Source organism: Thioflexithrix psekupsensis, assembly GCF_002149925.1.
Taxonomy (GTDB): Bacteria; Pseudomonadota; Gammaproteobacteria; order Beggiatoales; family Beggiatoaceae; genus Thioflexithrix; species Thioflexithrix psekupsensis.
Genome location: NZ_MSLT01000006.1, coordinates 423,930 through 436,940, shown reverse-complemented (window position 1 = coordinate 436,940; position 13,011 = coordinate 423,930). Strand labels below are relative to the sequence as shown.

The following is a 13,011-nucleotide window of genomic DNA, read 5'->3' as shown; positions in this document are numbered from 1 at the left end:
GCTTATTCCGACGTATTAACAACGCCGTTTTAACACCACCAAAGTAATATCATCAGCAATTTTCTGGTAATCAATGTGATGATGCAAATCCGCTAAAATGGCTTCTCGCAGTCCAATGCTGCCCAAATGCCAATGTTTACTGATAACGGTACACAGTCGCTCTACACCATACATTTCCTTGTTTGGATTACGAGCTTCTGTGATGCCATCAGTGTACAACACCACACCTTCACCGGGTTGTAAAAATATTTCCTGTTCATGCACCAAATGATCAATATTCGCTTCCACACCCACCATAAAACCCAAATCTAAAGTATCAATTCGTTCCACATGTCCGTTGCGATTTACCACCAACAATTCTTCATGTTGCCCGGTGAAACGCAAATGGCCTTTTTCATAATCTAATAGCAATAAAGTTAAATTTTTATCCGTTCCCATGCGCTTTACATTTTCATAGACAGCGCGATTTAATACCGTTAAGAATTGACGATTATTTTTAACGCCATTAATTAATAAAGTGCGCACAGCCATTTGCACCATGAGCATTAACACGCCACTTTCTAAACCGTGTCCCGTCACATCGCCAATACCAATTTTAGTCTGACCTTCATGATGCAATACATCATAATAATCGCCGCCCACCTCGTCGGCTGGCTCCATGATGCCAGCAATTTCTAAATCAGCAATATGCGCCAATTCCTGATCTCGCGGTAAAATCATGGTTTGTAAACGACGAGTCACTTCTAATTCCGCGCCCATGCGTAAATTTTCAGCTTTTAAGCGTTCATTTAACTCCATAATTTCGGTATTGGCTAAGGCCAATTCTTGCTCACGCAATTCGATGGTCATGAGCATTTGATTAAAACCATCAACCAACATACCAATTTCGTCATTACTTTCCTTTTCTTCCCGTAACGAATAAATTTTTTCATGAGAAACTTTATTCATCGTTTGCAATAAACTGGATAATGGTAAAGTAATCGAACGTTGAAAAAAACTGGTTAATAAACTAGAAATAAACAGCGCAATGGTGAGTACCACAGCAACGATAATTAATGCCCATTGTAAACGGGATTTTAACGCCTCCAAATCCGAACGAATAAAAATAGTTCCCCGAAACTTATCACTTAAAATAATGGGCAAATAAACATTCACATAATCATCGTGAAAAAAAACATATTCTCCCTCAGGGTGATAATCTACGGTGGGAAATTCAGACGACCGCGCACTGTGGAAAAAGAAATAGCTTAATTTGGATAAATGGGCTTGTTGTTGTGCTAAATCGCTTAGGTCTTGTCGGTAATAACTGGCAACAGATTCTCCATTTTGTTTAAACACGCGACCGAGCATAATACTGGAATCGGCTCTTAACGTAGTAATATTTTCTTGAATCATATTGGAATCGTCAAAAACCAAACCTGCGTTGCTGTTCATCCCCACAACCCGTGCTAAAATGTACAAATCTTGCTCCATTTTTCGACGAGAAGTCTCCCGATCATACACAATGAAAGCCGTCGCAACCAGTGACAAAATCAATGCGCTTGAAAACAAATTAATAATGCGTAATTTATTCTTAATCGGTAAATCACGTAATAAACGCATCCTATATTTCCTAGAAGTTGATGAATGATCGCCCAGCGAGACCAAACGGTGAATTTTAGCAGCGTATCGCCTATTCCAACCGATTGATGCCCTATTTGGGCTTATTTTACCCTAAATAGTGGGTTCAGATTAAGTGATCTTTTTTGTCATTTTTTGTAAACAATGAAAATTTTAATACTCAGCTTATTCTCCTTGTTATTATTAGGATGTGGGCAAAAAGGGGCTTTACAACGCCCCGCTGATGTCGCACCGCCGGTGGCTTCTACTTCGGTAGATGACCCCGCCGCGCCTAAAAAATCGCCTTAATCCAAAAAACATGGCTTTCCGCTAAAAAAACCAACGAAATAGGTCTTATTCATGACGCTTAATGCTCCTTTTTCCTATCAAAACGGCATGTTACATGCCGAAGCCGTTAATTTAGAACACCTTGCTGATCAAGTGGGAACGCCTTGTTTTGTTTATTCTAAACAGCGATTACAAGACAATTGGTGGGCATTTGATCGCGCCTTGCAACCCATTCCTCATCTGATATGCTATGCGGTCAAGGCCAATTCCAATATAGCGGTTCTTTCTATTTTAGCGCAATTAGGTTCTGGATTTGACATTGTTTCTGGTGGAGAATTAACCCGCGTATTAACCGCAGGCGCACCCGCTAATAAAATTGTTTTTTCTGGAGTGGGTAAAAGTATCGCTGAAATGAAACAAGCCTTAGAGGCTAATATTTTATGTTTTAACGTGGAATCAGAAGCAGAATTGACGCGCCTTAATCAAGTGGCTGGAGAAATGGGATTGAAAGCGCGCATTTCTTTGCGGGTCAATCCTGATGTCGATGCCCGCACTCACCCTTATATCTCAACGGGATTGAAACAAAATAAATTTGGTATTGCGATTACTGAAGCCCCTAGTTTGTATGCGAAAGCACAGCAATTGCCACATCTTGAAATAACAGGCGTGGATTGTCACATTGGTTCTCAGTTGTTAGACTTAGCTCCTTTTGCCGATGCACTACAACGCATTTTGCAATTGGTCAAGCAACTCGAACAACAAAAAATTCAATTGCATCATATTGATTTTGGTGGCGGTTTGGGCGTGCGCTACCGAGAAGAAGAACCACCAGAAATAGTGGATTATGCGAATGTTTTATTAGAACAATGGCAAAATCTGCCTTACACTTTGCTGTTAGAACCCGGTCGGGCAATCGCCGCGGATGCGGGTATTTTGTTGACGCGGGTGGAATTTTTAAAAAACGGTGAAGCGAAAAATTTTGCGATTGTTGATGCGGCCATGAACGATCTGATTCGTCCCGCATTGTATGGCGCATGGCAACGTATTGAGCCTGTGTTTGTGGCCGACACGCCGTCTGCCGATCCACTTTGTTACGACATCGTGGGGCCTGTGTGCGAAACGGGAGATTTTTTGGGCAAAGATCGGTATTTACGGGTGAATGAAGGCGATTTATTAGCGGTGCATCAGGCGGGGGCTTATGGTTTTGCCATGAGTTCTAACTACAATACCCGCGGCCGCGCCGCAGAAATACTGGTGTCTGGTCATCAATGGCAATGTGTGCGACGGCGCGAAACGGTCGAAGACCTACTGGCTTTGGAAAGCATTGCCACAATTTAGTGTGGAAAATCCACGTTCCCACCCCACGGCGGGAACGAAGAACAAAATAAAACCAGCAAATTGGTTTGACTTAAAACATCGGTTTAGGTTGTGCTTGGTTGTAGCGCGCCACAGAATCGACAATCTCTTTTTTGGCCGCTTCAACGTCTGCCCAGCCTTCTATTTTCACCCACTTATTGGCTTCTAAGTCTTTGTAATGTTCAAAAAAATGGGAGATTTGTTTGAGCAGTTCGGGGCGCAAATCGTCGATAGTTTTCACTTCGCGGTATAAAGTGGATAACTTGTCTTTTGGCACGGCGACAATTTTGGCATCAGGGCCAGATTCATCAGTCATACGCAAAACCGCCAACGGACGACATTGAATGACAGAACCACTGATAATCGGAATCGGTGTAATCACCAACACATCCACCGGGTCGCCATCTTCAGACAGCGTATGTGGAATGTAACCATAGTTGCAGGGATAGTGCATTGCCACGTTCATGAATCGATCAACAAACATCGCCCCTGTTTCTTTATCCACTTCGTACTTGACGGGATCACTGTGCGCAGGGATTTCGATGATGACGTTGATTTCATCAGGGAGGTTTTTACCGGGCGGGACGCGGTCTAAATTCATGATAACTTCCTGTTCTTGTTAAAAAGGGTGAAAAGGGCTATTTTACCGTAAATTTGTTACTTCCACCAATACGTTGTTGACAAATACGCTGACAAAAAACTTTCTCGCCTAAAATCAAACGGGTGTTTTTTTATTCGATTTAAATAGAGAATGGTAATGTCAAGCCATCGCTGACACTCTGCCTGAGGTTTTATGCTACACTATGCGGTCTAATTCGATGTTTCTTAACGTATTAAGACGGTCATATTCATGATTCCCATTCAACCCCGTATCAAAATTTGTGGTGTAACGCGCTGTGAAGATGCGTTATTGGCTTGCCAATGGGGGGCGGATGCGTTGGGGTTTGTCTTTTATGAACCCAGTCCTCGCGCTGTCACTGTCGCACAAGCTCAGGCTATTTTTCAAATCTTACCGCCGTTTGTCACCACGGTGGGTTTATTTGTGGATGCCACGGTGGAATTTGTCCAGCATGTTTTACAGCAAATTCCCTTAGATCGGTTACAATTTCATGGCGATGAATCTCCTGAGTATTGCCATGCCTTCGCTCGTCCTTACATCAAAGCCTTGCGGGTTCGGGAAAATGGCAATATTACCGCTGCCATTGCCGACTATCCTCACGCCCAAGCGATTTTATTAGATACCTATGTCGAATCCGCCAAAGGTGGCACCGGCGTTTGTTTTAACTGGCAATACGTGCCTCGTCCATGTGCCAAGCCGATCATTTTGGCGGGGGGATTAACGCCTGAAAATGTCTCACAAGCGATACAGCAAGTGTCTCCCTATGGCGTGGATGTCAGTGGCGGAGTTGAAACCGCTAAAGGCATCAAATCGGCTGAAAAAATGGCCGCCTTTATTCGTGCTTGTCGCGTATCCTCTTAAAAAATCTAAAATATTTAGCGAGATAAATGAATGACGATGACTCACCACACTTTATTGGGAGATTCGCCCTTACCTGATGCGTCGGGTCATTTTGGGCGTTACGGCGGCATTTTTGTGGCGGAAACGCTGATGCAGCCTTTATCAGAATTACAACAAGCCTATCAATATTATCGCCACGATCCCCAATTCCAAGCGGAATTAGACCGCGATTTACACCATTACGTCGGCCGTCCTTCACCTTTGTACCACGCTGAACGCTGGTCAAACCAATTGGGTGGCGCGCAAATTTATTTAAAACGAGAAGATTTAAACCACACCGGCGCACATAAAATTAACAGTGCATTAGGTCAGGCTTTACTCGCCAAGCGTATGGGTAAAACTCGTATTATTGCAGAAACGGGCGCAGGTCAACATGGCGTGGCCAGTGCGACGGTGGCAGCGCGTTTGGGCTTGGAATGTGTGGTTTACATGGGCGCGGAGGACATTAAACGGCAATCGGTGAATGTGTATCGAATGCGTTTACTCGGCGCGGAAGTGCGCGCAGTCACTTCTGGTTCTAAAACGTTAAAAGACGCACTCAACGAAGCCATGCGCGATTGGGTGACGAATGTTGATAATACATTTTATATTATTGGCACGGTGGCGGGGCCACACCCTTATCCGGCGATGGTGCGCGATTTTCAAGCGATTATTGGCCGCGAAGCCCGCGAGCAAATGTTAGCGATGACGGGACGTTTACCGGATGCTTTATGTGCTTGTGTGGGGGGCGGATCGAATGCGATGGGCTTATTTTTCCCGTTTTTAGCGGATGAAAATGTGGCTTTATACGGTGTGGAAGCGGGAGGAGATGGCGTTGAAACCGGCCGCCATGCCGCGCCATTAAATGCAGGTAAACCCGGTGTGTTGCATGGAAATCGCACTTATTTGATGATGGATGCCCACGGACAAATTGCAGAAACACATTCTATTTCTGCGGGTTTGGATTATCCCGGTGTAGGGCCTGAACATGCGTGGTTGAAAGACATTGGCCGCGCCCATTACGTCACGGTGACCGATACGCAAGCCTTGCAAGCGTTTCACCAATTAACCCGCATTGAAGGAATTATGCCTGCGTTAGAATCAAGCCACGCGCTGGCGTATTGTCAACAACTCGCACCCACCTTGACACCAGAACAAAGCATTATTGTGAATTTGTCAGGCCGCGGGGATAAAGATATTAATACTGTAGCGACTTTGGAAGGAATTCAAATATGAAGCGAATTAACGCCTGTTTTAACCAGTTAAAAGCGAAACAACAAGCGGCGTTAATTCCGTTTATTACCGCGGGCGATCCTTCTGTGCCATTAACGGTGACATTAATGCACACTTTAGTGGATTCGGGAGCGGATATTATTGAATTAGGAATGCCTTTTTCTGATCCGATGGCGGATGGCCCTGTGATTCAGCGTGCCAGTGAGCGGGCGTTGGCTGCGGGAACGACGTTATATGATGTGTTGCATATTGTCAGTACCTTTAGACAAACCAATTCTGATACGCCGGTGGTATTAATGGGTTATGTGAATCCTGTGGAAAACATGGGCTATGCGGAATTTGCTAAAGCCGCACATCAAGCAGGAGTGGATGGCATTTTATTGGTGGATTTACCACCTGAAGAAATTGGGGAATTAGGCGATTTATTTCGTCAACATGAATTAGACCCTATTTTTCTGTTATCTCCCACCACAACCCATGAGCGCATTGCCCGTATTAGCGAAGTGGCCAGTGGTTATTTATATTACGTTTCCTTAAAAGGGGTAACGGGCAGTGCTAAATTGGATACACACGCGGTGGCAGAAAAGTTACGCGATATTCGGAGTATAACAAATTTACCGATTGGGGTGGGTTTTGGCATACGTGATGCGGAATCAGCGGCACAAATTGCGCAGATCAGCGATGCGGTGATTGTGGGCAGTGCGTTGTTGCAACAAATTGAGCAAGCCGATCCCAGTCAACTGACCCAAACAGTGACCACATGGTTTGGCGCATTACATCACGCGGTGGTGGCCGTCGCAAACAAGAATTAAAAACAGCTTGTAAAAACAAACACATAGGGCAGACACCCCCGTCTGCCCCTAAAAAAACCGCAAAAATTATTCAACAAAATCCCACTTGCCGCCATGCCTCGTATAAAATAATTGCCACCGAATTAGAAAGGTTTAAACTGCGACTGTTGGCTTGCATGGGAATGCGAATACGTTGTTCAGTATGAAATTGATGCAATACATCTAAAGGCAAACCTCGCGTTTCAGGGCCAAATAAAAACGCATCTTGGGCGCGATAATTGATTTGACTGTAATTAGTTTCCGACTTGGTGCTGCATGCAAAAATGCGAGATTCGGACAATTGCACCAAACACGCGGACAAATTCGCGTGATGCCGAACCCGCGCCCATTCGTGGTAATCCAAGCCCGCTCGTTTTAACCGCTTATCATCCCACACAAAACCCAAAGGTTCTATGACATGCAGCGTAAACCCTGCATTCGCACAAAGTCGAATAATATTGCCTGTATTGGGTGGAATTTCGGGTTGATATAAAATGCAGTGAAACATAGTAAACTCAAAATGAATGTTGATAAATAATTAAAGCTCATTTTAATTCATTATTTCAATCAATTTAACCAAAAATAAAGGCATGACGGTGTCCGCTATTCTACTCATCAAACTGTCTTCACTGGGCGATGTGATTCACACCTTGCCTGCGCTGAGTGATGCGCGCCGAATTTGGCCAGAATTACAAATCGATTGGGTGGTGGAAGAGGCTTTTGTGCCGGTGGCGGGTTGGCATCCGGCGGTGCGTACTGTTATACCTATCGCATTACGACGCTGGCGACACCATTGGCGTGATTTATGGCGAGAATTTCCCCCATTTCGTGCGCAATTGCGGGCGCAAACCTACGATCAAGTGATTGATGCACAAGGATTATTAAAAAGTGCCATTGTCGCTGCGCAAGCGCGGGGAACTCGTTATGGTTTTGATCGCCATTCCAGTCGTGAATCTTTAAGCCATTGGTTTTACCAACAACACATTGCCGTGCCAAAACAAGCCCATGCGGTAGAACGGACACGCCAATTGTTTGCGCGAATACTGGGTTATGCGTGTCCGACTACGCCACCAGATTACGGGATTGCGGGACATTTTGAAAAACAACACGCGGCACATCCCACGCTTATTTTTCTACATGGTACGACATGGAGCAGTAAACATTGGCCTATTGCCCACTGGCAATCGTTGGCACAATTAGCAGTGGACGCGGGGTATCACGTGCAAGTGGCTTGGGGAAGTGCGTTAGAACAAGCGCGTGCCAGTGCCATTATGGCCGTGCATCCCCATGTCAGTTTGATTCCGCGCACCGATTTGGCGGGCATGGCGCAAGTGATGTTACAAGCCAAAGCGGTAGTCGGTGTGGATACGGGATTGTCACACTTGGCAGCCGCGTTGTCTGTGCCGTCTGTCACGGTGTATAGCGCGACCGCTCCCGAACGCACTGGCACTTACGGCACAAAACAAGTCCATTTACAAGCGGCATTTCCCTGTTCTCCGTGTTTACGTCGCCACTGTTATTATCAGGGAAAATATTACACTTCTCCTGTATGCGCCCGCGATTTGAGTGTAGAACGTGTGTGGATGGCGATAGAAATGTTGATTTAAGGCAATTGATAATCCGCCAAATATTGACTATAACCCAATTGTTCTAATTTTTCAGCTTTAGCCAATACCATCTGTTCTAATTCAGATTTATAACGACAAATTTGCGCCCGAATAGCAGGAAATTTAATCGCCACAATTTGCGCGGCCAAAATGCCTGCATTTTGTGCATTATTAATGGCTACCGTTGCCACAGGAACGCCCGCGGGCATTTGCACAATCGATAATAACGAATCTTGTCCATTTAAAGTCGATGTTTTAATTGGCACGCCAATGACGGGTAAACACGTCAACGAAGCCACCATACCGGGCAAATGCGCCGCACCCCCCGCACCCGCAATAATCACGGATAAACCACGCGCCTCTGCGGTTTGCGCATAATCAAACAAACGCTTAGGCGTGCGATGTGCCGAAACAATGGTTAATTCAAAATTCACTTGCAACGTTTCTAAGACCGTAGCCGCGCCTTGCATCACGGGCAAATCCGAATCACTCCCCATCACAATACCCACCACAATATCAGTCATGAATCATATCCTCACCTTGGATTTTAAGGGTTTTCTTCACATTATCTAATGCCATCAATGCCGTTTCTATATCATCGGCTAATAAAGTAATATGTCCCATTTTGCGAAATGGCCGCGTAATTGATTTATCATAAAAATGAAAAGATAAACCCGCAATACTTAATGTTTCCACCAATCCTGTAATCACGGGACGACCTTGATAACCCGCTTCGCCCAATAAATTCAACATCACCGCAGGACTTAATAATTTTGCACTTCCCAACGGCAAATCGCTGACAATACGCACCAATTGTTCAAATTGACTGGTGAGACAGGCTTCAATGGTATAATGCCCTGAATTATGCGGCCGCGGCGCGATTTCATTCACCAGAATTTGATCGTCTTGCGTTAAAAACATTTCCACCCCAAATACCCCAATTCCATCTAATGCACAAATCGCATCGACAGCGATTTTTCTCGCTTGTTCAGCTAAAGCGGGAGAAATCGTGGCAGGAGCGGCGACAATATCGCAAATATTCGTGCGATCATCAAAGACCATTTCCACCACAGGATAACAGGCAATATTGCCTTGTTTATCTCTGGCAATCATAATGGCCAATTCTTTTTTAAACGCCACAAATTCCTCGATCATGGAAGGCACGGGAAGAATTTTTTCTTTATCTTCTATACTGCGCAAAATCGCCACGCCTTTACCATCATAACCCCCACGGCGGGCTTTTTGTACCAAAGGAAATTTAGCCTGTGCTAAAAACGTGGCATTTAAATCATCAACGGCTTGAAATTTAGGCACGGGAATATGATGTTGTGCTAACACTTGTTTTTGTCGCCATTTATCCTGAATCACTTCTAATACATAAGGCGATGGATAAATGGGATAACCTTGATCATATAATTGTTTTAACGTCTCAATATCAACATGTTCAATTTCATAAGTTAAAACATCACTTAAATGGGCTAATTCCCGAATTTTAACCGAATCATATAAACTGCCAATAATATGCTTATCGGCAATAGAGGCCGCAGGGCATTGAATTTGCGGGTCTAACACATAGATGGCAAAACCCATTTCTCGTGCCGCTTGAGCGGTCATTTTGCCCAATTGACCACCGCCAATTAAGCCAATTTTTTTTAGTGGATAAGAAAAACGTGTTGTATTCATTGTCAGTAATAAAAACTAAATTCATTAAAAAGTTTCAAGTATCAGCGGCAAGAAGAAAGCGCACAATAAAACGTGCGCCTTTTCCCAATTCACTTTCACAATAAATTTCGGCGTGCATGGCTTCCACCAATCGTTTCACAATAAATAAACCCAATCCTGACGAATGCTCGCCACCTGTTGGACGTGCAGAAAGACGGGTGAATTTTTGGAATAATTTTTGTTGATCAGCCTGACTGAGTCCTTGTCCTTGATCTTGCACGGCCACTTGCAATTTATTTTCAAGCACTTGCAAATGGATCGTCACTTGGCGACCAAAGGGCGAATATTTTAAAGCATTAGAAATTAAATTATCAAATACTTGCTGTGCAGAAGCGGCGTGAGCATAAGCCAAGCGTTGACTGTCAATTTGCAATTTCAATTCGATTTGCTTTAATGCGGCACGTTGTTGATACTGCACTTTTAATTGCTGTAAAATTTCGGCAATATCTACAGGTTCACATTTTAAATTATCCATTTGATGCTCAATGGCATTCACATCTAAAATATTAATCACCAATTCAAACATGTGCTGACTGGCTTTAGCAATATTTTTAGCCATTTCTTCTACCTCTTCTATACGAAGATCATGGCTCGTCTCAATAATTTCCTCAGCATAACCTTTAACTGCTGATAACGGATTTTTTAAATCATGAGCAGCCATATTTAAAAAATCATTTTTGCTTTGATTTAAGCGCGTTAATTCCAGATTGCTTTGATTTAATTGAATCAAATTACGCCGCAATTCTAATTGTGCCATCACTTGGCGACTTAATGCTTGCAAGGCTTCTGTTTGTTGTGGCGTTAAATCGCGTGGAATGGAATCTACCACGCACAAAGTCCCCAGCGCGTACCCCTCCGCTGTCACCAACGGCGCGCCCGCGTAAAAACGAATAAACGGTTGCTCCATCACCAGCGGACTATTGGCAAAACGCGGGTCTTTATGGGCATCAGGAACAATAAAGGCTTGATTAGGCTGCAAAATTGCGTGCGCACAGAATGCCACATCACGCGGTGTTTCCGTAGCCTTTATGCCCACATGCGATTTAAACCACTGGCGATTGTCATCAATTAGGCTGATCAATGCCACGGGCGTGCCGCAAATATGCGCAGCCAATTGGGCTAAATCATCAAAATTTTGCTCAAATTCAGAATCTAAAATTTCATAACGGGCTAATGCGGCCAAACGCTCTGTTTCATTCACAGGTTTTGGCGCAGGAATATAGCGATTAAATAACTTCATAATTAAACCTATCAAAATGGCATCATTTGGCGATCAATTTAAGGATTTGGTTTTTGCCAAAAAATTTTCTGGGTTAATAAGGCCTGCCAATCAGCATCTAATTGCTGTTGTTGCAGCGCGTATTGATGCAAATACCAACCTTTTAATAAAGCATGTAAATAACTGTCAGGCAAAATCTGGGCTTTTTGACACAATTGATCGGCGACATAACCATCATTTAACACCCCTAAAACATCTTGCATTTGGCTTAATTTCTGGCTGTATTGATGCGTAACTTTACTTGGATAAAGGGCTGCAAAAAAACGACTGCCATAAGCCAATTTTTTAACTTCAATTCGCACTTGATGGCGTTCATTAGCCGATAAAATAGACAATTTCTCGCCTTTCTTTTGCAATTTTTGATAACGCTTGTGTAAAGTACGATTCGCAAATTCAATCGCAGGTTGCGTTAATAACAATAACTGTTCTGCATTTAAATGCAATCGCCACACTCGCTCTGTCAACCAATAACCCAATTGCAACAATAAACGGTGATAACGTTGTCCCATTAACACCGAATGCACATGATGATAAGCCGTTTGTTGCAAATCAATAACGGTTTGTTTTAAAGGAGACAAATCATAATCTGAATCGATTGCTATTAATTGCGTTGCCATTTCAGCAAGAGTCAAATAAAAAATATCCCAATCTCTGGCAATCCCTAATTGTTCCGTGATCCATTTTAAATCCTCATAAAACACCGCTTGCGTGGATTTAGGAATTAAATCACGAAATAAAGTAAAAGCCGAACGCAATCGCCGCAATGCCACCCGCATTTGATGAATGCCTTCAGGATCATTATGCTGCAATATAGCCGCTTCATTCGCCTGTAATTGATTCAAACAATGCCAGCAAATGGTCATAAAAGCGGTTTCGGCATTATCTTCTGGCATTAAAGCCACTTGACCTGCTTTATGCGCCACAATTTCAGGTGGATGATGCAGGGCATAACCTCGCTCGGCTTTACTGCGATTTTCTAAAGTTAAAGCGATGTCCATTTGCAAGGCCAATGCCACTTGATATAAAGCAGAAGGCGAGCCTGATTTTAACTCCAATTCAATCTCACTAATAAGAGTTAATTGCTCATTTTTTTCCGTGCGAATTTGCCCTTGATCTAAAGCAATTTCAATGAGCGTATCATTATCCCATTGTAAATCCCACGTGCTGCGTTTAAATTCAGTGATAAAGACAGGAATTAATTGTTGTTGTAATGATTTGCGAGATAAACCTTTAATGCGCATAAATTTGGGCAATAATTTCAAATCTGGCGTATCACTCGACACTTCCACTTCCCATTCATGGCGTTGATGGAGTCCGTTTTGGGTTTGTCCGCCCGTTTTCAAGGTTTGTAAACGCCGATCCTCTATTAAACGTATTCTTAATCCCGCACCCGCCGCCAGCAAATCGTGCGCAGGGGTGTCGAAATAAGTATTATGCAACCATTTTTCTGTTAAACCTTGTTTAGCGGTTTGTAACAAAGGATGTTGTTGAAAATCAACGATTTTTTCGGGGGATATTTGCAATTTTAATTCAGTTTCTATACTCATTTTATCAACTCTTTAGGTATGCAAAGTGCGGACAGTCGCTTGTGGCTATCTT

At 43.6% G+C, this 13,011-nt stretch carries 13 protein-coding genes; 6 read left to right on the top strand and 7 right to left on the bottom strand.

Translation table 11 applies throughout. The features are described 5' to 3' along the window. Positions 1-15: 15 nt before the first annotated feature. Positions 16-1,602 (bottom strand): SpoIIE family protein phosphatase, encoded by a 1,587-nt coding sequence (locus TPSD3_RS03015; protein ID WP_086487103.1) that lies wholly within the window; start codon positions 1,600-1,602, stop codon positions 16-18. A gap of 162 nt (positions 1,603-1,764) precedes the next feature. Here TPSD3_RS03015 and lptM point away from each other — a divergent pair, with 162 nt between their 5' ends. Then, positions 1,765-1,908 (top strand): LPS translocon maturation chaperone LptM, encoded by a 144-nt coding sequence (gene lptM / locus TPSD3_RS17215; protein ID WP_140048466.1) that lies wholly within the window; start codon positions 1,765-1,767, stop codon positions 1,906-1,908. A gap of 51 nt (positions 1,909-1,959) precedes the next feature. After that, positions 1,960-3,225 (top strand): diaminopimelate decarboxylase, encoded by a 1,266-nt coding sequence (gene lysA, locus TPSD3_RS03010; protein ID WP_086487102.1) that lies wholly within the window; start codon positions 1,960-1,962, stop codon positions 3,223-3,225. A gap of 70 nt (positions 3,226-3,295) precedes the next feature. Here the strand turns inward: lysA and ppa are convergent, their stop codons facing one another. After that, complete coding sequence (ppa, locus tag TPSD3_RS03005; RefSeq protein ID WP_086487101.1) at positions 3,296-3,844, bottom strand: inorganic diphosphatase; 549 nt, start codon at positions 3,842-3,844, stop codon at positions 3,296-3,298. A gap of 249 nt (positions 3,845-4,093) precedes the next feature. Here ppa and TPSD3_RS03000 point away from each other — a divergent pair, with 249 nt between their 5' ends. From TPSD3_RS03000 to trpA, 3 genes are read left to right on the top strand one after another with little or no spacing between them, the layout of a single operon-like run. Then, a complete protein-coding gene (locus TPSD3_RS03000) occupies positions 4,094-4,723 on the top strand; it encodes a phosphoribosylanthranilate isomerase (RefSeq protein ID WP_086487100.1) in 630 nt (209 codons plus the stop codon). A gap of 36 nt (positions 4,724-4,759) precedes the next feature. Further along, a complete protein-coding gene (trpB, locus tag TPSD3_RS02995; protein WP_217884379.1) occupies positions 4,760-5,977 on the top strand; it encodes a tryptophan synthase subunit beta in 1,218 nt (405 codons plus the stop codon). Then, positions 5,974-6,786 (top strand): tryptophan synthase subunit alpha, encoded by an 813-nt coding sequence (gene trpA / locus TPSD3_RS02990; RefSeq protein ID WP_086487098.1) that lies wholly within the window; start codon positions 5,974-5,976, stop codon positions 6,784-6,786. The genes trpB and trpA overlap by 4 nt, the downstream gene beginning before the upstream one ends. A gap of 70 nt (positions 6,787-6,856) precedes the next feature. Here the strand turns inward: trpA and trmL are convergent, their stop codons facing one another. Further along, the gene (gene trmL / locus TPSD3_RS02985; protein WP_086487097.1) at positions 6,857-7,312 is read right to left on the bottom strand and encodes a tRNA (uridine(34)/cytosine(34)/5-carboxymethylaminomethyluridine(34)-2'-O)-methyltransferase TrmL; all 456 of its coding nucleotides are present in this window, start codon (positions 7,310-7,312) and stop codon (positions 6,857-6,859) included. 82 nt (positions 7,313-7,394) lie between these two features. Between trmL and waaC the strand changes: the two genes are divergently transcribed. Then, positions 7,395-8,411: a lipopolysaccharide heptosyltransferase I gene (gene waaC / locus TPSD3_RS02980; RefSeq protein WP_086487096.1), complete on the top strand. Its 1,017-nt coding sequence runs from the start codon at positions 7,395-7,397 to the stop codon at positions 8,409-8,411. Here the strand turns inward: waaC and purE are convergent. From purE to TPSD3_RS02960, 4 genes are read right to left on the bottom strand one after another with little or no spacing between them, the layout of a single operon-like run. Next, complete coding sequence (gene purE / locus TPSD3_RS02975; RefSeq protein WP_086487095.1) at positions 8,408-8,935, bottom strand: 5-(carboxyamino)imidazole ribonucleotide mutase; 528 nt, start codon at positions 8,933-8,935, stop codon at positions 8,408-8,410. The genes waaC and purE overlap by 4 nt on opposite strands. Then, complete coding sequence (locus tag TPSD3_RS02970; RefSeq protein ID WP_086487094.1) at positions 8,928-10,094, bottom strand: 5-(carboxyamino)imidazole ribonucleotide synthase; 1,167 nt, start codon at positions 10,092-10,094, stop codon at positions 8,928-8,930. Before TPSD3_RS02970 ends, purE begins: the two co-directional genes overlap by 8 nt. 34 nt (positions 10,095-10,128) lie before the next feature. After that, the gene (locus TPSD3_RS02965; RefSeq protein ID WP_086487093.1) at positions 10,129-11,373 is read right to left on the bottom strand and encodes a GAF domain-containing sensor histidine kinase; all 1,245 of its coding nucleotides are present in this window, start codon (positions 11,371-11,373) and stop codon (positions 10,129-10,131) included. Positions 11,374-11,411: 38 nt separating this feature from the next. Then, positions 11,412-12,959: a CYTH and CHAD domain-containing protein gene (locus TPSD3_RS02960; protein ID WP_086487092.1), complete on the bottom strand. Its 1,548-nt coding sequence runs from the start codon at positions 12,957-12,959 to the stop codon at positions 11,412-11,414. Between the last annotated feature and the right edge of the window lie 52 nt (positions 12,960-13,011).